The organism is Marivita sp. (genome assembly GCF_017643905.1).
In the GTDB taxonomy this organism is placed as follows: Bacteria; Pseudomonadota; Alphaproteobacteria; order Rhodobacterales; family Rhodobacteraceae; genus Marivita.
In genome coordinates, this window is the sequence record NZ_JAEPMO010000101.1 from 1 (window position 1) to 17,528 (window position 17,528).

A 17,528-nucleotide genomic window follows, 5' to 3' on the forward strand; every position below is an offset into this window, starting at 1 on the left:
ACTACGCTTAAAGCCTATCTTCACTTTGAAAACGTCCTATTGTCACCTCTGACGAGCAATGAAAAATCTTGCTATTTTGCAAGACCATAGATTTGATCGATCCTGCAAGCGATTGAACCTCTGCCGTTCGCTTTTTGAAGCGACCGGATTTTTGTAAAGATTAAATGGGGAATATTTGAGTGTCTGTGAGGAGTGATTGGCCCAACCCGTGGCCCAAGATAACCGCAAATGAACTGTACGGGCCAGACTTTGTTGAATACACGCGTGGGTCGCTGAAACTAAAAATCATGCTTCAGGGTGCCTCGCTACTGGTTGAGGCAGGACACAGCCTGAGCCTTTATTCAAAGATACTTTATGATGACTTCAACCAACTCAACGTCTTCGGGCGGGCAAATCTTCTGGCCAAAGGATTGCCCAGCAAATTAACCGAAATCGAACCGATCACAGACAAGAATCGAATAATCCGGGGTGAGACACTGTATTTCGCACCCGATCTATATGACCCGACCACGCGTTCGGGCGGAACTGCCTCGGGGTCAGAAATAGCCACACTTCCGAACTTGCCTCCACCTCAGGCGGAAGCCCCGTCTGGTTTGGAGATCGTAGCTGCCGACCTTTACGATCGTACTGGCGTTTGGGAAGTGCTTAAGACTGCAGTTGGGGGTGGCTATGTTGTCTACTCATCGATCGATCAATTCGTCGATCGGGTCATTGCTGTTCTTTTCGGACGGAAGATAGGAATCCTGCACATACAATCGCACGGAACTAGTGACTCTATCCGTTTTGGCGATGCATTCCGAAATGGAGATGCTTTGACCATTTCCAGTTTCCCACGTTTTCGGAACAAATTGGGGGAACTGACACGTCATTTCGCGCGGGGCGCCTGGGTTGCTGTGCGTGCCTGCGATGCTGGTCAAGATCTCCCATTGATGCGCTGCTTACGGGACTTGTGGGGCGTCAACCTGGTCGCAGGTTTTGGCGCCTGGAACAATATACTTGATAAGAATTATGAAGATTTTCTGATCTTGGAAACCAACGGAAACGAATACAGAACGCAGAGCATGCCAGCTCAAATTCAGCATTCTTTGATACGGAAGTACTGGCGAAATCTTGAATTTCCGAGTTTTTGATACAGTGGTCCGCGCGTTTCCAGTATCGCGCGGACCACGCTGGATATTCGGAATAGAACGCCTTTCGTCAGGGATTACGTTCCGATCTCGATAACCTCCCGCTCGGTCACGATCAGGTCGAGCGGCTGGTCCGTCGGCTCAAGAGGCAGGTCGTTGGCCTCTTGCGCGGCATAGGCGAAACCGATGGCCAAGGTGGGGCGCTGGACGCGGAGGCCTTCGAGCGTGCGGTCGTAGAACCCGCCGCCATAGCCCAAACGCCCGCCCGCGCGGGAAAAGGCGACCAGCGGGACGATCAGCACTTCGGGGGTGATTAGCCGTTCTACCGCAGGCACAGAGGCACCGAACGGGCCGTCGACCAAGGCGCAGTCGGGTTCCCATTGCGAAAAGACCAAAGGCTGTCCTGCGCCCCGGATCACCGGCACGCCCACAAGCCCGTGTGCAGCAGCCTCAGCCATGGCGGGCAGGGGGTCGATCTCGGTTCGAATAGGCAGGTAACCGGACACGGGCACACCGCGATAGCCTGCCAGCACTTCGCTCAGATGGCCCGCCGCCCCTCGATGTCCCGCCTCATGCGCCAGTTTACGGCGGGCGAAGGCGGCTTTTCGGGCAGCGGCCTTGCGCTCTTCCAGCGTCACAGCAGCACCACCACGGCCAGACCGAGGAAGGCAAAGAAGCCCACAACGTCCGTGACCGTGGTCACAAAGGCCCCCGAGGCCAGCGCAGGGTCGATGCCCATTTTTTCAAGCACAATCGGGATGCCTGTGCCCGCAAGGCCCGCGACGATCAGGTTGATCACCATTGCGGCGGCGATGACGCCTCCCAGCGCCATAGAGCCGAACCAGACATACCCGACGAGCCCCATGATCAGGGCAAAGGCCAATCCGTTGATCAGGCCCACCAGCACTTCGCGTCGGATCACCCGCCAGACGTTCGATCCGGTCAAATCCTTGGTGGCGAGCGCCCGCACCGCAACGGTGAGCGACTGGGTGCCCGCGTTGCCGCCCATCGACGCCACGATGGGCATCAGCACCGCCAGCGCGACGATGGTGGCGATTGCGTCTTCGAATTGCGCGATCACAAGGCTGGCGAGGATGGACGTGATCAGGTTGACCAAAAGCCACGGAAAGCGCCGCTTGGTGGTTTCGGCCACCCGGTCCGAGAGTGAGCTTTCACTGTCCACACCCGCCAGACGCAGCACGTCTTCCTCGTGTTCTTCGTCCAGCACCGCCATTGCATCGTCGATGGTGATGACGCCGACCAACCGTTCGTTTTCATCGACGACGGGGGCAGAGATCAGGTGGTACTGGTTGAACGCATAGGCGACATCGCCTTCATATTGTGTCACTGGGATCACATGGAACGTGTCTTCGACCAGCGATTGCAGCATCACCTCGCGGCGCGATCCCATGAGCTTGCCCAGCGTGACATTGCCCACCGGGCGCAGGCGCGGATCGACCAGAACGATGTGGTAGAACTGATCCGGCAGATCGTCGGAATTGCGCAGGAAATCAATGGCCTCACCGACATTCCAGTGCTCGGGGGCCATCACCACCTCGCGCTGCATCAGGCGGCCAGCAGAGTATTCCGGATAGGTCAGCGATTGCTGCACCGCGACCCGGTCGCTGTCTTCAAGCGCGTCGAGAATCGCGTCCTGCTGCGGCTGGTCCAGATCCTCGAGAAGATCGACCACGTCATCGCTGTTCAGGTCCCTTACCGCATCGGCCAGCACCTGTGGCGAGAGGATGCTTATGACCTCGTCGCGGATCGACTCATCGAGTTCCGACAGGATGTCCCCGTCGAATTCCTTGTCGTAGAGCTTGATCAGCCGCATCCGGTCAAAGGCGTTGATCTGTTCCAGAAGGTCAGCGATGTCAGCCGGGTGAAGGGGGTCCATGAGCGCGACCAGCTGTTCCCGATCGCCGCGGTCTACGGCGAAGAGGATTTGCGCCACCGCCTTGCGGTCGAGGCTGTAGGCGTCTTCCGTGTCTTCGACCTCGGGTGCCTCGATGGTTTGATCTTCGGTCATCTTGCCCCCTTGCTGCGCGCTGTGTCCCACCTTTACGCAATCGGCTCGGGAGAAAACAGAGCGTCCGCGTGATTTACCAACTCTGCATCTGGAGATAGGTTTACAGAGCCAGTGTCAAAAAGGGCATTTCATGTCAGAGATCACACTTCATCTTGGCCAGTCGCTCTGGTTCAGCGGCAATCCCATGATCGACGGTCCGGACGTCGCCCATCACGACTCGCGTGGGGGGATCGCGGTGCAGGGGGGGTATGTAAAGGCGCGCGGCACGGCGGATGATTTGCGCCGCCAGTACCCGCAGGCGGCGGTCGAGGATCACGGGCAGGCGCTGATCCTGCCGGGCTTCATCGATGCGCATGTGCATTACCCGCAAACCGCCATGATCGCGAGCTGGGGCAAGCGACTGATCGACTGGCTCAACACCTATACCTTCCCCGAGGAGATGAAGTTCGGCGATGCCGGTTACGCCGCCGAGATCGCGGGGCGGTACCTGGATCTGGCTCTCTCGCATGGCACCACGACCATGTGCAGCTATTGCACGATCCACCCGGAAAGCGTGGACGCCTATTTTACGGCAGCCGCCGCGCGCGGCATGCGGGTGCTGGGCGGCAAGACCTGCATGGACCGCAACGCGCCTGACGGTCTACACGATACCGCGCAATCAGCCTATGACGACAGCAAGGCGCTTTCGGAGCGATGGCAGGGGCAGGGCAGGGCGTCTTACGTGATCACGCCGCGCTTCTCGCCCACCTCGACGCCAGAACAACTGTCCGCGCTGGGCACATTGTGGGCCGAACACCCGGATTGCCTGATGCAGACCCATCTGAGCGAACAGACTGACGAGATCGCCTGGGTGCGCGGGCTCTACCCCGAGGCGCGGGATTATCTGGATACCTACGAGGCGCATGGGTTGCTGGGGGCCAATGGTCTCTACGGCCACGCGATCCATCTGGAACCGCGCGAACGCGACCGTCTACGCGAGGTTGGGGCGGCTCTGGTGCATTGCCCGACATCGAACACCTTTATCGGGTCGGGGCTATTCGACATGTCGGGTCTGGTGGCCGAAGGGCAGCGCGTGGGGCTTGCCACCGATACCGGCGGCGGGTCGTCCTTTTCGATGCTGCGCACGATGGCGGCGGCCTACGAGGTGGCGCAACTGCGCGGCGTGGCGCTGCACCCATCGGCCTTGCTGTGGCTGGCGACCGAAGGCTCTGCCCGGTCCTTGCGGATCGCGGACCGGGTGGGGACGCTGGCCCCGGGGTCTGAGGCGGATTTCATCACGCTCGATCTGGGATCAACCCCTGCCATCGCCCAACGCAGCGCACAGGCATCGGACATCTGGGAGGCGGTTTTCCCGACGATCATGATGGGCGATGACCGGGCGGTGACTGGGGTTTGGCTGATGGGGGAGAGGTTGGGCTGAGCTTCTGTTATGTGGACATAGCCAGCTTTCGCAGCGTCTGCGCGAAAGATCGCATTTGGGGATCGCCTAAATCGGTCGTTTCTTCCAAGGACAGACACGTATGAGTTTGGCCACGCGTGCAGTATTGGCCTGAGATCGGAGAGTGATAGCAAAGACATCCCCGAACGTGGCTCGAACGGTGTCGACAACGGCTCGTCTGGGGCCATCACACCAGGTCCACCGAGCGAACAGGTTCTTTCGAGACAGCGAGGCGGAACTCGTCTAGGCTCGAAAAATCGCCAAAATATCAATGTTCGGCAACAGGTTAGGGATTTTCGTGCGTATTCTTGTCACAACCAACAAGCTTTTGAGCCACTTCACCCCCATGTTGCCTTTCGCGAAGGGATTGCAGGCAAGAGGCCACGAAGTAAGAGTCGCGGCTCTCCCCGATCTTGGCGAGGAAATCGCCAAGCATGGCTTCGGTCACCTAGTCCTGAAAGGGCCGAGCGATGCGGAACGGGAGGCGTTGAACGAACGCGCCAACAGCGTGCCGCGCGAAAAAGTCGGAAAGTTTTTCATGTCAGAGTTCTTCATGGGGATCCTGGCGCGAAACTTCCTGCCCGGATTGTTGGATGAATTGACCATCTGGCGCCCAGACCTGATTCTGCGCGAATCCACCGAGTTCTCAGGGCTGATCGTGGCAGAGAAACTTGGCATCCGGCATGTGCGGTTCGAGATCGTGAACGGCGAGTCCGAGGAATCCATCGCCACGAACTACACCGAGGAGATGGACGCGCTACGGTCCCTCGTTTCCTTGTCGCCCACCGGTGGCGGTTATCTGCGGGATGAACCAGCCTTCAGTGCTCATCCAAGGGTTCTGGATGACACTCCCCGGATCAATAGCCAAGAGCCTTTCCGTTTCAGAACCTTTGTTCCGCCTGCGACCTTGACCACAGGGCGTCCCGAATGGCTGCCGTCCGGCGGCAAGCCTTTGGTCTATATGACCTTCGGCACCGTGACCGCCGGTGAAGATCGCACAAGACATGTCTATGCAGCCAGCGTCGATGCCGTTGCCGACTTGCCGGTATCGGTCCTTCTAACTACGGGAAAAAACGCGCCGCATGATCTGCTCCCAAGCGTCCCCGACAATGTCGTCGTCCGAGATTTCGTCCCGCAGGCAGAAATATTCGAACACGCAGAGCTCATGGTCTGCCATGGCGGTTCGGGCACTGTCCTTGGAGGATTGGCTGCCGGTATGCCGATGGTCGTTGTTCCGCTCTTCGCCGATCAACCCGACAATGCCCGGTGTCTTGCGTCGGCCGGATTGTGCATCTCGGTTTCGGGCGACAACTTGCCTTCGCTTCGGGCTGCGATCATGGATGGATTGGAAAACCGTGAAATGCGCAGACGCGCGATCGTGGCAGCCAAGGATTTTGCTGCTTTACCGACGGTCGACGACGCACTCGACGAGATGGTTGGCGGATAGTCCTTGGATCGTCAACATCGCTGGATTTGATCTGGCATGGTCGGTTATGTGACAAAGCCCCGTGACAAAAGCGTCCTGCCAAAAACGTTAGAAAGATCATGGACGCAAACCCTTGGCAAAACCTTTGCCGGTTGTGTCACGTTTTTTGGCAGACAGCACCTAAGCGGACTTTCCCCGCGCTATGGAACATAGCCACTTTAGGCTCGGAGCGGTCGTTTCCTGCCGCAGCGCTACCTTGCAATACGAGAACACAAAAAAACCGCGCCCAGGGTCACCCCGGCGCGGCTTTCCTTCGCTGTCCGTGTGAACGGAAGGCTTACTTGATCTTGCCTTCTTTGTACTCGACGTGCTTGCGCGCGACGGGGTCGTACTTCCGAACAGACATCTTTTCCGTCATCGTCCGCGCGTTTTTCTTGGTCACATAGAAATGACCCGTTCCCGCAGACGAGTTCAGGCGGATTTTGATTGTGGTCGGCTTCGCCATGGGTCGTCTCCTGCACCGGGCAAGGACTGCCCGTGAATGTCTTCTTGAAGGCTGCCTTCTACCCGTGTCCGCGACTGAGTCAACCCTTCTTGCAAGGGTCTTTGCACAAAGGGCGAAGAAAAACGCGCGGAGGGCCTGTAAGCCGGATTCTGTCCCCCTTGAGTTGCCCCAAGGTTGGATGACCATTCCTCTGGGACCGATGTCGCCACCGGCCTCGTGCTGCCAACCCGGGGATCTGGGCTGAAGCGACCCTGCCGACGCGCGGCGCGATCCCCCTATTCGGCATTGCTCCCGGTGGGGCTTGCCATGCGGGCGCTGTTGCCAGCCCCCCGGTGGGCTCTTACCCCACCGTTTCACCCTTACCCCGGCGGACCGGGGCGGTCTGTTCTCTGTGGCGCTTTCCGTCAGGTTGCCCTGCCCGGGCGTTACCCGGCACCATTGCTTCAGGGAGTCCGGACTTTCCTCCCCCGTAAAGGGGCGGCCATCCGGCCCTCCGCGCGATATGTGGCGTAGTCCAAGCGCCTTGTGCGGTCAATCACCATGCAACGGACGTACCGGCTGTTCTTCTTCTTTTTACAAATATGCCGGGGGGTTTGGGGGGCTGGCCCCCCAATAGTTCGGATCGGCAACGCCGATCCGAAACACTACCGCAGCACATACGGCTGGTGCAGCCACTCCCACAGTGCGTCATTGGTCTCGTCCGGGGTTTCCAGCGTCGGCAAGTGTCCGGCGTCGTCCAGCACAACCATACGCGCATGCGGGATCAGTTCCGCCATGAACGTATGCCGCTTGACCGGGCAGAGCGCGTCATGCGCACCGCACAGCACCAATGCGGGCTGGCGGATCTTGCGCAGGGTCGACTGCTGGTCGCGGCGGCGTTGCAGGGCGCGGGACTGGTGGATGAACACCTCCGGGCCCAGCGTGTGCGCCATGTCCATCACCGTTTGCAACACGGCGGGACGGCGCGGGCCGGGGGCGAGGTAGGTGGGCTTCAACTCGTCCCGCATCACCTCGATCAGCTTGCCGGACTTCACCTTGACGATCTGCGGCTCTCGGTTTGCGGCCACTTGCGGTGTCTCTGCCAAACAATTGGTGTCCATCAGGGCAACACGGGTCACCCGCTCGGGCGCACGTCGCAGGATCTCCATCGCGACGATACCGCCCATGCTCAACCCCGCCAGAGCGAATTTCGCGGGCAAAAGCGGCAGGATGGCCGAGGCGATCTCTTCGATCCGCTGACCATGGGTAATTGGGGCGACCATCACCGGGTGGGTGGCAGAAAACGCCCGGATTTGCGGCTCATAGAGCCGCGCGTCGCACATCATGCCGGGCAGAAAGACGACGGGTTCGATCATGGATCAGAGGCGCTCCGACGCCAGTGCGGCCCCTTTGGCCAGGGTTTCGAGCTTGGCATAGGCGATCTCGGGATCGACCGCGCCAAACCCCGCGAAGGTTCCGAAGCCGCAATCGCTTCCCGCGATCACGCGGTCCGCACCGACGATATCGGCAAAGCGTTCAATGCGTTGGGCGACCACCTCGGGGTGTTCGACGAAATTCGTGGTCGAATCGATGACGCCGGGCACCAGCACCATGTCCTCGGGGATTTCGGCTTTGCGGTCGCGGAACACCGTCCATTCATGGGCGTGGCGCGGGTTCGAAGTCTCGAACAGTACTTGTCCGGCGCGCACTTTCATCAGGGTCGGGAACACGGTGTCCATGTCGATGTCGCAGACATGCGGGCCTTCGTAATTGCCCCAGCAAATATGCACCCGCACGCGGGCCGGATCGATTCCGTCGAGTGCGTGGTTCATCGCTTCGACATGGGCCTCGGCGATCTTGACGAATTCGGCATCGGTGAGATCGGTGAAGATCATGTGCCGCGATAGCGCGAGGTCGGGGCAGTCGAGTTGCAGCATCAGGCCGCTGTCCACGATGGTGCGGTATTCATCGCGCATCGCGTCGGCCAGAGCCGCCAGATACGCGTCGCGGGTCGGGTAGTAATCGTTCTGCAGGAAAAGCGAAATCACACCGGGGGAGGCGGCGTTCATGAAGGCCTCGGTCGCGGCATGCGCCGCCATTCCTGCCTTGAGGTTGGCGATATCGGTCTCCAACTCGCCCTGGCCTTTGGATTTCACCTCGCCCACGCACATGGGACGCGCGTATTTCGGCGTGCCGCCATCGTTCTTGAGCCGTTCGAGGAAAGAGGGGTAAAGCTTGAGGTCCGCAGGCGCGTTTCGCGGGCTGTCGCCGTCAAACCCGGTGTAGCGGTCTTTCACGTAGGTGGCGTAGCTGATCTTCGAGGTCTCGCCGTCCGACACGATGTCGATGCCCGCGTCGACCTGACGACGTACGGTTTCGGCTGCGGCCTCGGTCATGGCTGCATCGAAAGCGGTGCTTTCATAGTCCCGGCGGTTCTCGCGGGCGAAGATGAAATCGACCACCTTCTGCGTACGCGGCAGCGATCCGACATGGGTGGTCTTGATGCGTGTCATCGGCTCGGCCCCTCGGTCTGCATAGGTTTGCAGCGACACTAACAAATCATGCGCCGGGTGCCAGATGCTTCTAAGCATCTGGCAAAGCTTTTCGAAAAGCTTTGGTGGCTCACTCCATCAACGTGCGGGCCAAGGCGTTCTGACGTTCGACCACGCGCGGTAGGTCTATGCTGGTCATATGCCCGTCGCGTACAATTTGGCGTCCCTCGACAAGCAGGTGTTTGACCCGTGTCGGCCCCGCCAGCAGCAGCGCCGCGGGATCCCAGCTTCCAGCGCTCTCGACACCCGACACATCCCAGATCGCGATATCGGCGCGTTTGCCGACAGCGATCTGGCCGCAATCCGGACGGCCCAACACTTCGGCCCCGCCGCGCGTCGCGATGTAAAGCGCCTCGCGCGCACTCATGGCGTTGGCGCCATTGGCGACCCGTTGCAGCAGCATCGCCTGACGCGCCTCGGCCACCAGATTGCCGGAATCATTGCTGGCCGATCCGTCGACACCCAGACCCACCGGCACCCCTGCATCCCGCATGGTGCGCACAGGCGCGATGCCCGACCCCAGCCGACAGTTGGAACAGGGGCAATGCGCCACCCCGGTGCGGGATCTGGCGAAAAGGTCAATCTCTTGCCCGTCAAGTTTCACACAATGCGCGTGCCAGACATCGGGTCCGGTCCAGCCCAGATCTTCGGCATATTGGCCGGGGCGGCAGCCGAATTTTTCCAAGCTGTAGGCGATATCCTCGTCGTTCTCCGCCAGATGGGTGTGCAGCATGACGCCCTTGTCGCGCGCCAGCAGCGCGGCATCGCGCATCAATTCACGGCTCACCGAAAAAGGCGAGCAGGGGGCAACACCCACCCGCACCATCGCGCCCTCGCGCGGGTCGTGATGGGCGTCGATCACGCGAACGCAGTCTTCAAGGATGAATTCTTCGCGCTCAACCAGAGCATCCGGCGGCAGGCCGCCATCGCTCTCGCCGATGCTCATCGCGCCGCGTGTGGGGTGAAAGCGCATCCCGATCTCGTGTGCGGCGGCGATGGTGTCGTCGAGCCGGGCGCCATTGGGATAGAGGTAGAGGTGGTCTGAGGTGAGCGTACAGCCCGACAGCGCCAGTTCCGCAAGCCCGATCTGGGCCGAGATGAACGTCTCTTCCGGACCAAAGCGCGACCAGATCGGATAGAGCGTTTGCAGCCAACCAAAGAGCAGCGCGTCCTGCCCGCCCGGTACCGCGCGGGTCAGGGTCTGGTACAGATGGTGATGGGTGTTCACCAGACCGGGCGTCACCATACAGCCGCTGGCGTCAATGGTGTCGCCCGTGCTGTCCAGCCCTGTGCCGATTTCGGAGATGACGCCGTTCTCGACGCGAATGTCCGCCTGCGCCAGTTCCGACAGCGTGGCGTCCATCGTTACGATGGTTGTTGCGTTCTTGATCAGGATGGCCATGCCGTTCCCTCCACACAAAATGTGCCCTTTTCGGTGAGGATAACCCGCCGGGACGACAGAAAAGGAGCGGAAGGACTCGCCCGGGCGGGATCAGGTGTAACGCGAAAGGTTGCGTTTGTCAGCCATTGAGCAGCGCCAGAGCGGCCGCATGCAGTTCTGTTGTTGCCGCCGCTAGCGTGGTTCCCCCGTCATGCGCCGGGCTGCCGTCCCATTGAGTGACAATACCGCCTGCTGCTTCGATCACGGCAATCGGAGCCTGCACGTCATAGGCGTTCAGACCAGCTTCAATCACGAGGTCGATCTGCCCGGCGGCCAGAAGCGCGTAGGCGTAGCAGTCGCAGCCATAGCGGGTCAGCTTGACTTCACGGGCGACCCTTTGGAAGGAGTGGCGCTGATCCTCGGTTCCGATTTCGGGAAAGGTCGTGAAAAGGGTGGCATCTGACAGTGAGGTCGTGGATCTGGTGCCAAGCGCATCGGCGCGTCCCGGTCCTGTCCAGTTGCAGCGACCAAGCCCACCCATGAAGCGTTCGCCGACATAAGGCTGGTCGATCATACCCATGACCGGCCCTTTGTCGTCGGATAGCGCAATCAGCACGCCCCAGGTTGGCGTCCCGCTGATGAAAGAGCGCGTGCCGTCGATTGGGTCGAGCACCCATGTGAGGCCACTGGTGCCTGCCACGCTGCCATGTTCCTCGCCCAGGATACCGTCATCGGGGCGCAGATCGGCCAGCACATCGCGCATCGCGGTTTCGGCAGCGCGGTCCGCGACGGTGACAGGATCGAAGCCGCCCGCAAGCTTGTTGTCGGCAGCCAGCCCGACCGAGCGGAAATGCGGCAGGATTGCCGCGCGGGCCGCATCAGCCATGCGTTCTGCGACTGACCAAAGGTCAGCGGCTTCGTCCGAAGTGAATTTTGTCATGAAACGCCTCCTGCAAGCAGCCCACAAGGGCTACCTCAGGTGGCTTTGCTGCTCAAGCGACGTCTGACAGAACGCGCGCCAGTTCGAAAAGGCGACGACGTTGGTTTTCGGGGATCGCATAGTACGAACGGATCAGGTCGAGTGCCTCCTTGTCGCCCAGAAGATCCGCCGGGATCGCTTCGGTCGCGACATTGGGTTCCGGTTTCTTCTCCGCGTCTTCGATTCCTTCAAAGAAGAACGCCACCGGTACGTCGAGCGCATCGGCAATATCCCAGAGACGGGACGCGCTGACACGGTTCGCTCCGGTTTCGTATTTTTGAATTTGCTGGAATTTGATTCCGACTTTTTCAGCCAGTTGTTGTTGGGTCATACCCACCAGCCAGCGCCGATGTCGAACCCGCTTTCCCACATGGACGTCAACAGGATGTGCCATCTTGCTCCCTTTCGCCAAACGCAACTCTCGTCTTTTTCTAATGGATAGGAAGGTAGGGTCCGTTGCTTCAGCAAGTGTTACGCAGAACAACCTATCCGGTTATTGATGGCCGGACGCTATAGCATGACAGGTATCAGGGCAAGATAATTGGGCAAAACGGTCCGAAAATGGTTATCAAACTGCAAGGATTTGACATGTTTTGAAAGATCGTTAGCGCAAACAGGCGTGGCCGCCCGTGACAGTCGCTTCGGCCTAAGCCAAAGTCACATCTGAAAAATTTAATATGGGAGCCCGCTTTGAAAGCATTTTTGGTCCAAAGTCACGAAGTCGCACCGAAGATCGAGGAGGTGGCTGTTCCAGAACCCGCAAAGGGAGAGATTCGTGTCCGAATCCATGCCTGTGGGTTGAATTTTGCCGATCTTCTGATGGTCAAAGGCACCTATCAGGACACGCCAGAGTTGCCTTTTACTCTTGGAATGGAGGTTGCGGGGACTGTCGATTCACTTGGCGACGGGGTTGAGGGATTCGCTCCGGGGGACCGGGTGGCGGTGTTCGGAGGGCAGGGCGGTCTTGCGGAATTCGGCTGTTTCGATGCGCGCCGCGCGGTCCATCTGCCAGACGCGATGTCGATGGTTGACGCTGCCGCGTTTCAGATCGCCTACGGAACAAGCCATGTCGCACTCGACCATCGGGCGCGGTTGCAGCCGGGTGAAACCCTTCTGGTTCTGGGTGCAGCGGGCGGGGTTGGCCTGACCGCAGTGGAAATCGGGAAACTTATGGGAGCGACCGTGGTCGCCTGTGCACGAGGCGCTGCCAAGTTGGAAGCTGCCAAGGCTGCCGGTGCCGACCATCTGATCGACGCCGAAACGCAGGACATTCGGGCGGAGATGAATGCCTTGGGTGGTGCGGATGTGGTCTACGACCCGGTCGGCGGGGAACAGTTCATGGCGGCGTTCCGGTCCTGCAAACCTGAGGCGCGGCTCTTGCCGATCGGGTTTGCCAGCGGGGAGGTGCCGCAGATCAAATCGAACCATCTGCTGGTCAAGAATCTTTCGGTTCTGGGCGTTTATTGGGGCGGCTACCTGCAGTTCCGCCCCGATGTCGTGACAGACAGTCTGGCGACCCTGATGGGCTGGTACAGCGACGGCCGTCTGTCGCCGCATGTCAGCCATGTTTTGGAACTGGAGGCCGCAGACGAAGGGCTGGAGCTTTTGCGAAGCCGCGCCTCCACCGGAAAGGTCGTGATCAAGATCGTTGACTAGAGCCGGTCAAGCCCTTTCCAATGGCTTTATTCCGCTGCGCGCAGATCGACGCCTGAAATCGCGGCGAATTCCCGCCGCAACAGATCGCAAAGCGGTTCGATGATCTGCGGCCGTGCCGTGCCCCGGTACAGAGCCACCGACTGATGACCCAGATCGGGCAGGTTGGCACTTGACGGAATCGCCTCGAATTGAGGCGGCTCGTGCCCTTCCAGCACCGAAGTCACCGCCAGATCGGCGCTGACCGCCACTTCGATGGCACGGTCGCTGTCCGAGGACAGCACCAGATCCCATTTCGCGCCGGTTTTCTCGAGAGTGCCGAGCGCCACGGGCCGGAACGAGCAATGGTTGCAGAACGCGACGGGCAGGGGGGACATTTTCCAGGCTTGGCCACCCGGTGCCCCGTACCAGCGCAGCGGCACTTTCATCAGGATTTCGGCGGCACCATCGGGTTTGGTTTCCGTGGTCAGGATCACATCCACCTCGCCCCTCGCGAACCGTTCCTTGAGATCACTGGAATAGGAACTGTGCAACTGCACTTTCACGCGGGGAAAGTCACGCTGCATCGCTTTCATCACATTGGGAATGGCGGGGTAGATGATGTCATGCGGCACGCCGAGGATGATTTCTCCTTCCCAGACCGTGTTGGTCAGCTTGCCATACACCTCGTCATTCAGATCAACGATCCGCCGCGCATAGGTCAAAAGCTGCTCGCCCGCCGAAGTCAGCGCGACCCCGCGCCCTTGCCGGTCGAGCAGGGTCAGGTCGAGGCTTTCTTCCAACCGTTTGATCTGCATCGACACCGCCGATTGCGTCAGATTGAGAAAGGATGCCGCCCGCGTGACACCGCCCGCGTCGGCCACCGCGATGAACGAGCGGAGCGTGGTGATGTCGAGGTTTCTCATATATCACGATCCATGATGATTTAGTTCAATAACATTCGTTTCACAAATGATAATAGCAGTACCATATACATCAGGCAATACGATGGCTGATGCGAAAAGCATCACAGAATGGAAAGGAATACCCATGTCGAGCCTGATCAACACCGTTATCGGCCGCGCCTCTGTGGCCGCTCCGCGTCGCTCTTTCTTGGCGCGCCTCAACGCCGCAATGGCGCTGCATCGCAGCCGCGCCCGTCTGGCATCGCTGGATACGCACCTGCTTGAGGACATCGGACTGGATCGCGCCGCCGCCGAAGCTGAGGCAAATCGCCCCGTCTGGGATGCTCCGTCGTCCTGGATCAAGTGAGTTTGGCGCGTGTCTTGGTCAAAGAGTGATTAAAAATGCATATGCCATGCATTTTTGGCGGTTCGAATGCGTCCGAAAGCTTGAAATGGTGATGTGAACACCCGATATTCCCCTCATCTGTCCCCGCAGGTGCGGGGGGCATCCAGATTTATTTCGGAGGGATAAATGGCTGAGTATAACACAATCCGGACGACCGGCGTAGCTGGCGCCCGAGCCGCCCAGATTGATGAGGGTCTGCGCGCGCACATGAATAAGGTGTACGGCACCATGTCGATCGGCATGCTGCTCACCTTTGCTGTCGCCTGGGCCGTGGGCACAAGCCCCGACCTGCTGTCGGTATTCCGCGATCCTGCAACGCTCCAGCCCAACATCCTTGGCTGGATCATTATGTTCGCGCCGCTGATCATGGTCTTTGCCTTTGGCGCGGCCATCAACCGGCTGTCCGCTGCCGGTGCGCAGCTTTTCTTCTACGTGTTCGCGTCGGTCATGGGCCTGAGCCTTGCATGGATCTTCGTGGCCTTCACCGGCATGTCGATCGCGCAGATTTTCCTCGTGACCTCGATCGCCTTCGCGGGCCTGTCGCTCTATGGCTACACCACGAAAAAGGACATCTCGGGCTGGGGCGCGTTCCTGATCATGGGTGTGATCGGTCTGATCGTGGCGTCCATCGTGAACATTTTCCTCGCCTCGCCGGCGATCATGTTCGCGATCTCGATCCTTGGCGTGCTGATCTTCGCGGGTCTGACCGCCTATGACACGCAGAACATCAAGAACACCTACCTGCAGCACGCCGCACATGGCGACAGCGAGTGGATGGCGAAGTCGGGCATCATGGGCGCGCTGAGCCTGTACCTGAACTTCATCAACATGTTCATGTTCCTGCTGCAGCTTTTCGGCAATCGCGAATAAGCGACGCCACTCTCCAGAATGACAAGGCCGGTCATTTGACCGGCCTTTTTCTTTGCAGGTCATCCCGCGTAAGGTCATCCGCAAACTGTTGGGCGGGATCTCCAGAATTTTATGGGGCGGCCCCAGAAACTTCGTAGGAAGTTTCTGTAAAACCCTTAAAGAAATATTGAGAACAGCAGACAGATTGGGGACCGACGCTGCCCGAGGCGCATTGGTTCTGCATGCGCTCCGTCAAACCGACGGATGGATCAGACGCCGATCTCCGGGCCAAGGCACATCATCGGCTCATCATTCTGCTGCGCCTCATACAGCGTCGTCGCGTTCGGATCGTTCTCGAAAATCGCCCGCAACCCGTTGGCTTCCTTGAAAAACGACCAGCACTGCGGCGTCGGATTGTCTTCGTAAACAAAGCAGATCATGCCCTGATCTTCGTACCAGATCCCATCCTTGCACTGACCGTCAAGAAACGACCACTGCACGCGGCGATCCTCCAGATACTCTTCGACCCCGTAGGCCTGACCGTTCTGCCCGAAATAGAGCGTTTTGCCGGTGACATAGGCTTCGAACTGCGCACCGTTCAACGGTTCTGCGGCAAAGCAAGGTGCAGCCAGCAGGGCGGCAAACGCGGCGGTTTGGAACATGTGTTTCATATGCCAAGCCTACCCAACACCGACCGGTCGTACAAATGACATCAGCGTAAGATTTCCGAAATTCGGCATGGGTTGCCCATGCGCGCCCACGGCAGGGCGGTTGGATCGCGTTTAGCGTCGTTTTCAGGCTCGTGGCAATGTCGCGCCTGTGCGAGTTTGCCGCCAGACGCGAACAAAGGACGATCCCGATGGCATTGGACGAACGCAAAGGTGTGTGGAAATCCGGAAGCGGCAAAGGCCGCAAGACGCCCAAGGGCCGTCAATATACCGATGAGGCGCTGGCTGAGGTAAAGACGCTTTTGGGCGACCTTCCGCGCCGCCGCGACCTGCTGATCGAATTCCTGCACTTGATTCAGGACGAATACGGCCACCTGAGCGCCGCACATCTGCGCGCTTTGGCTGAAGAGATGCGCCTGAGCATGGCCGAAATCTACGAGGTCGCCACCTTCTATGCCCATTTCGATGTGGTCAAAGAGAATGAAGCCCCGCCGCCCGCACTGACCATCCGTGTCTGCGATTCGCTGTCCTGCGAACTGGCGGGTGCACAAGCGTTGCAACAGGCCTTGGAAGACGGTCTTGACCCGGCAGAGGTCCGCGTTGTTCGCGCCCCCTGCATGGGCCGTTGCGACGCTGCTCCGGTGCTGGAGCTGGGCCACAACCATATCGACCACGCGACCCCGCAAAAGGTGCACGCTGCCATCGCCGCAGGCGACACCCATGCCCATATCCCCGACTATCAGGATCTCAACGCCTACCTCAATACCGGCGGCTATTCCGCGCTTATGGACCTGCGGGCCAACGGCAATTGGGAAGACGTGCAGGAACAGGTGCTTGCCTCGGGACTGCGCGGTCTCGGCGGCGCAGGTTTCCCGTCGGGCAAGAAATGGGGCTTCGTGCGGGCCAATCCCGGCCCGCGCTATCTGGCCGTGAACGGGGACGAGGGCGAACCGGGCACATTCAAGGACCGGTTCTACCTCGAACGCGTGCCGCATCTCTTCCTCGAAGGCATGCTGATCGCCGCCTGGGCGGTCGAGGCCAAGACCTGCTTCATCTACATGCGCGACGAATATCCGGCCGTTCTTGAAATCCTGCGTCGTGAGATTGCAGCGCTTGAGGCCACCGGTATGGTCGCCCCCGGCTATATCGATCTGCGCCGCGGGGCAGGGGCCTATATCTGCGGTGAAGAATCCGCGATGATCGAATCCATCGAAGGCAAACGCGGCATGCCGCGCCACCGCCCGCCTTTCGTGGCGCAGGTCGGTATCTTCAACCGCCCCACCTTGGTGCATAACGTGGAAACCCTCTACTGGGTCGCGCGGGTGTGCCGCGAAGGGCCGGAGTGTCTGAACACGATCGAAAAGAACGGACGCAAAGGCTTGCGGTCCTACTCGGTGTCGGGTCGCGTCGCCAATCCCGGTGTCTACCTGCTCCCCGCCGGCAGCACGATCACCGACATCATCGACGCGGCTGGCGGCATGGCCGAGGGCCACAGCTTCAAGGCCTATCAGCCCGGTGGCCCGTCTTCCGGCATCCTGCCTGCGTCGATGCATGACATCCCGCTCGACTTCGACACGCTGCAACCGCATGGCTCCTTCCTCGGCTCCGCTGCTGTTGTGGTCCTGTCCGCCAAAGACAGCGCACGCGATGCT

The 17,528-nt window shown here is 59.9% G+C and carries 17 protein-coding genes and 1 other RNA gene; 7 read left to right on the forward strand and 11 right to left on the reverse strand.

What is annotated here, in order from left to right; all coding sequences use genetic code 11:
• Positions 1 to 179 precede the first annotated feature (179 nt).
• On the forward strand, positions 180 to 1,130 hold the full coding sequence (locus JJ869_RS15675; protein ID WP_292268498.1) for a hypothetical protein: 951 nt from the start codon (positions 180 to 182) through the stop codon (positions 1,128 to 1,130).
• A gap of 74 nt (positions 1,131 to 1,204) precedes the next feature.
• On the opposite strand, the gene JJ869_RS15680 is transcribed toward JJ869_RS15675, so the two are convergent.
• Both JJ869_RS15680 and mgtE read right to left on the reverse strand, forming a co-directional pair.
• Complete coding sequence (locus tag JJ869_RS15680; RefSeq protein ID WP_292268500.1) at positions 1,205 to 1,765, reverse strand: 5-formyltetrahydrofolate cyclo-ligase; 561 nt, start codon at positions 1,763 to 1,765, stop codon at positions 1,205 to 1,207.
• A complete protein-coding gene (gene mgtE, locus JJ869_RS15685; RefSeq protein ID WP_292268501.1) occupies positions 1,762 to 3,156 on the reverse strand; it encodes a magnesium transporter in 1,395 nt (464 codons plus the stop codon). Before mgtE ends, JJ869_RS15680 begins: the two co-directional genes overlap by 4 nt.
• A 130-nt stretch (positions 3,157 to 3,286) precedes the next feature.
• Here mgtE and guaD point away from each other — a divergent pair, with 130 nt between their 5' ends.
• Together guaD and JJ869_RS15695 are read left to right on the forward strand one after the other, a co-directional pair.
• Positions 3,287 to 4,576 (forward strand): guanine deaminase, encoded by a 1,290-nt coding sequence (gene guaD / locus JJ869_RS15690; RefSeq protein WP_292268502.1) that lies wholly within the window; start codon positions 3,287 to 3,289, stop codon positions 4,574 to 4,576.
• Positions 4,577 to 4,892: 316 nt separating this feature from the next.
• The gene (locus JJ869_RS15695; protein ID WP_292268503.1) at positions 4,893 to 6,041 is read left to right on the forward strand and encodes a glycosyltransferase; all 1,149 of its coding nucleotides are present in this window, start codon (positions 4,893 to 4,895) and stop codon (positions 6,039 to 6,041) included.
• Positions 6,042 to 6,357: 316 nt separating this feature from the next.
• Here the strand turns inward: JJ869_RS15695 and rpmG are convergent, their stop codons facing one another.
• The 7 genes from rpmG to JJ869_RS15730 all read right to left on the reverse strand — a co-directional run bounded on the left by rpmG (position 6,358) and on the right by JJ869_RS15730 (position 11,810).
• A complete protein-coding gene (gene rpmG, locus JJ869_RS15700; RefSeq protein WP_028958297.1) occupies positions 6,358 to 6,525 on the reverse strand; it encodes a 50S ribosomal protein L33 in 168 nt (55 codons plus the stop codon).
• Between the two features lie 122 nt (positions 6,526 to 6,647).
• An RNA gene (rnpB, locus tag JJ869_RS15705) (RNase P RNA component class A) lies at positions 6,648 to 7,022 on the reverse strand.
• Positions 7,023 to 7,169: 147 nt separating this feature from the next.
• Positions 7,170 to 7,880: an alpha/beta hydrolase gene (locus JJ869_RS15710; RefSeq protein WP_292268507.1), complete on the reverse strand. Its 711-nt coding sequence runs from the start codon at positions 7,878 to 7,880 to the stop codon at positions 7,170 to 7,172.
• 3 nt (positions 7,881 to 7,883) lie between these two features.
• Positions 7,884 to 9,017 carry a cobalamin-independent methionine synthase II family protein gene (locus JJ869_RS15715; protein ID WP_292268508.1) on the reverse strand — a complete coding sequence of 378 codons (1,134 nt, stop codon included), beginning with the start codon at positions 9,015 to 9,017 and terminating at the stop codon, positions 7,884 to 7,886.
• A gap of 109 nt (positions 9,018 to 9,126) precedes the next feature.
• Positions 9,127 to 10,458: an 8-oxoguanine deaminase gene (locus tag JJ869_RS15720; RefSeq protein ID WP_292268509.1), complete on the reverse strand. Its 1,332-nt coding sequence runs from the start codon at positions 10,456 to 10,458 to the stop codon at positions 9,127 to 9,129.
• 118 nt (positions 10,459 to 10,576) lie between these two features.
• Positions 10,577 to 11,377 carry a histidinol-phosphatase gene (gene hisN, locus JJ869_RS15725; protein ID WP_292268510.1) on the reverse strand — a complete coding sequence of 267 codons (801 nt, stop codon included), beginning with the start codon at positions 11,375 to 11,377 and terminating at the stop codon, positions 10,577 to 10,579.
• A 52-nt stretch (positions 11,378 to 11,429) separates the two neighbouring features.
• The gene (locus JJ869_RS15730) at positions 11,430 to 11,810 is read right to left on the reverse strand and encodes a helix-turn-helix transcriptional regulator (RefSeq protein WP_292268516.1); all 381 of its coding nucleotides are present in this window, start codon (positions 11,808 to 11,810) and stop codon (positions 11,430 to 11,432) included.
• Between the two features lie 296 nt (positions 11,811 to 12,106).
• Here JJ869_RS15730 and JJ869_RS15735 point away from each other — a divergent pair, with 296 nt between their 5' ends.
• A complete protein-coding gene (locus JJ869_RS15735; protein WP_292268511.1) occupies positions 12,107 to 13,072 on the forward strand; it encodes an NADPH:quinone oxidoreductase family protein in 966 nt (321 codons plus the stop codon).
• Between the two features lie 26 nt (positions 13,073 to 13,098).
• Here JJ869_RS15735 and JJ869_RS15740 read toward each other — a convergent pair whose 3' ends face one another.
• Complete coding sequence (locus tag JJ869_RS15740; protein ID WP_292268512.1) at positions 13,099 to 13,974, reverse strand: LysR family transcriptional regulator; 876 nt, start codon at positions 13,972 to 13,974, stop codon at positions 13,099 to 13,101.
• A 124-nt stretch (positions 13,975 to 14,098) separates the two neighbouring features.
• Between JJ869_RS15740 and JJ869_RS15745 the strand changes: the two genes are divergently transcribed.
• Both JJ869_RS15745 and JJ869_RS15750 read left to right on the forward strand, forming a co-directional pair.
• Positions 14,099 to 14,320, forward strand: a complete 222-nt coding sequence (locus JJ869_RS15745; RefSeq protein ID WP_292268513.1) for a DUF1127 domain-containing protein — start codon at positions 14,099 to 14,101, stop codon at positions 14,318 to 14,320.
• Positions 14,321 to 14,485: 165 nt separating this feature from the next.
• The gene (locus tag JJ869_RS15750; protein ID WP_292268514.1) at positions 14,486 to 15,229 is read left to right on the forward strand and encodes a Bax inhibitor-1/YccA family protein; all 744 of its coding nucleotides are present in this window, start codon (positions 14,486 to 14,488) and stop codon (positions 15,227 to 15,229) included.
• 248 nt (positions 15,230 to 15,477) lie between these two features.
• On the opposite strand, the gene JJ869_RS15755 is transcribed toward JJ869_RS15750, so the two are convergent.
• Positions 15,478 to 15,870: a hypothetical protein gene (locus JJ869_RS15755; protein ID WP_292268517.1), complete on the reverse strand. Its 393-nt coding sequence runs from the start codon at positions 15,868 to 15,870 to the stop codon at positions 15,478 to 15,480.
• A 197-nt stretch (positions 15,871 to 16,067) separates the two neighbouring features.
• On the opposite strand from JJ869_RS15755, the gene JJ869_RS15760 reads away from it, so the two are divergent.
• Positions 16,068 to 17,528, forward strand: a 1,461-nt coding sequence (locus tag JJ869_RS15760) for an NAD(P)H-dependent oxidoreductase subunit E (protein WP_292268515.1), incomplete at its 3' end; no start/stop codon positions are given.

Coding starts and splice junctions, on each gene's coding strand:
- JJ869_RS15750 (WP_292268514.1), top strand. CDS start 14,486: ATGGCTGAGTATAACACAATCCGGACGACCGGCGTAGCTGGCGCCCGA.
- JJ869_RS15715 (WP_292268508.1), bottom strand. CDS start 9,017: ATGACACGCATCAAGACCACCCATGTCGGATCGCTGCCGCGTACGCAG.
- hisN (WP_292268510.1), bottom strand. CDS start 11,377: ATGACAAAATTCACTTCGGACGAAGCCGCTGACCTTTGGTCAGTCGCA.
- JJ869_RS15740 (WP_292268512.1), bottom strand. CDS start 13,974: ATGAGAAACCTCGACATCACCACGCTCCGCTCGTTCATCGCGGTGGCC.
- rpmG (WP_028958297.1), bottom strand. CDS start 6,525: ATGGCGAAGCCGACCACAATCAAAATCCGCCTGAACTCGTCTGCGGGA.
- guaD (WP_292268502.1), top strand. CDS start 3,287: ATGTCAGAGATCACACTTCATCTTGGCCAGTCGCTCTGGTTCAGCGGC.
- JJ869_RS15745 (WP_292268513.1), top strand. CDS start 14,099: ATGTCGAGCCTGATCAACACCGTTATCGGCCGCGCCTCTGTGGCCGCT.
- mgtE (WP_292268501.1), bottom strand. CDS start 3,156: ATGACCGAAGATCAAACCATCGAGGCACCCGAGGTCGAAGACACGGAA.
- JJ869_RS15710 (WP_292268507.1), bottom strand. CDS start 7,880: ATGATCGAACCCGTCGTCTTTCTGCCCGGCATGATGTGCGACGCGCGG.
- JJ869_RS15730 (WP_292268516.1), bottom strand. CDS start 11,810: ATGGCACATCCTGTTGACGTCCATGTGGGAAAGCGGGTTCGACATCGG.
- JJ869_RS15720 (WP_292268509.1), bottom strand. CDS start 10,458: ATGGCCATCCTGATCAAGAACGCAACAACCATCGTAACGATGGACGCC.
- JJ869_RS15755 (WP_292268517.1), bottom strand. CDS start 15,870: ATGTTCCAAACCGCCGCGTTTGCCGCCCTGCTGGCTGCACCTTGCTTT.